Source organism: Lentibacillus populi, from assembly GCA_014642895.1.
GTDB classification, from domain to species: Bacteria; Bacillota; Bacilli; order Bacillales; family Amphibacillaceae; genus Lentibacillus_C; species Lentibacillus_C populi.
The window spans coordinates 1-1,688 of sequence record BMJD01000100.1; the positions used below are offsets into that span (position 1 = coordinate 1).

Sequence of the window (1,688 nt, forward strand, 5' to 3'; positions counted from 1 at the left end):
CGAGGCCACTGAAAAAGTCCCGAAAAGATATGATTCCCAAATTTAATATGGGAACCATATCTTTTTTTAGTTACAATAGAAGTATCAAGTTAAAGTGGGTGGATGTAATGATTCAAAAACAGGATTCGATGATCTTAAGTCCATATACCGAAATTTACGATTTAGTTATACCAAAGGATAACCTACTGCGAAGGCTTAATGACTTAGTAGACTTTTCCTTTGTGTATAATGAGTTAAACGATAAATATTGTCATACAAATGGGCGAAATGCCATCGACCCTATTCGTATGTTTAAATATTTGCTTCTGAAAACAATTTACGATTTGTCTGACGTTGACATTGTAGAGCGTTCTAAATATGACATGTCCTTTAAGTATTTTCTTGGTATGGCTCCGGAAGAACCCGTCATTGAGCCAAGTTCGCTAACCAAGTTTCGCAAATTGCGTTTAAAGGACAAAAATTTATTGGATATGTTAATCAATAAATCGGTTGAAATTGCCATTGAAAAGGGAGTTATAAAAAGTAAATCTATAATCGTAGATGCCACCCACACAAAAGCTCGATATAATCAAATGTCACCTAAAGAGATATTGATGGATCGCTCCAAAAAGCTTAGAAAGTCTGTCTATGAGATCGATGAATCAATGAAGGAAAGGTTCCCATCTAAATCGACAACAAATGAATTGGAAGATGAAATTGAATATTGTAAGAAACTAATGAATGTAATTGAGAATGAGGAAACAATTACTAAGTATCCAAAAGTGAAAGAAAAATTGAACATATTAAAAGAAACTGTTGAAGACGACATCGAACATCTGCAAATCTCTAAAGACAAGGATGCGAAAGTTGGACATAAAACAAAGGATACATCCTTTTTTGGCTATAAGACACATATAGCGATGAGTGACGAAAGAATTATCACAGCAGCTACAGTCACAACCGGTGAAAAAAACGATGGAAGACAATTAGAAACACTGATTGAGAAAAGTATGGAAGCTGGTGTGGAAGTAGAAACAGTGATTGGTGATGCGGCCTATTCTGAAAAAGGAAATATTGAATACACGAAGGAAAATAAAATAGATTTAGTATCCAAATTAAATCCATCCATAACACAAGGGTATCGGAAAAAAGAGGATGAATTTGAATTTAATAAAGATGCAGGGATGTATGTTTGTAAGGCAGGTCATATGGCAATCCAAAAAACACAAAATAGAAAAAGGGCGGGAAACAAAAATCCGCGATACGTATATTACTTTGACATTGAAAAATGCAAGTGCTGTCCTTTTAAAGAAGGATGTTATAAGGAAGGTTCAAAAAGCAAAACTTACTCTGTAACTATTAAATCACATATACATACGGAGCAGGAAAAATTTCAAGAAAGTGACTACTTTAAAGAAAAGTCCAAAGAACGTTATAAAATAGAAGCTAAGAATAGTGAATTAAAATATAGACACGGGTATAATGTTTCAAAATCCTCGGGTCTATTAGGCATGGAAATGCAAGGAGCCATGGCAATATTTGCCGTAAATTTAAAACGGATATTGAAACTAATGGATGAAAAGTAAGATAAACATAGGGTATATACCTGTAAAAAAGCGACTTGTAATTCAATAAAATGAATTTCAAGTCGCTTTTTTTTGATACAGATATTAGTTCCATTGAAAAATCATAAGATTTTCAGTGGCCTC

General features: G+C 33.5%; 1 protein-coding gene. It reads left to right on the forward strand.

Annotated features, from left to right (window positions below; translation table 11 throughout):
• Positions 1–107 precede the first annotated feature (107 nt).
• Positions 108–1,565: an IS1182 family transposase gene (locus IEX12_RS23015; protein WP_188725986.1), complete on the forward strand. Its 1,458-nt coding sequence runs from the start codon at positions 108–110 to the stop codon at positions 1,563–1,565.
• Positions 1,566–1,688: the final 123 nt, after the last annotated feature.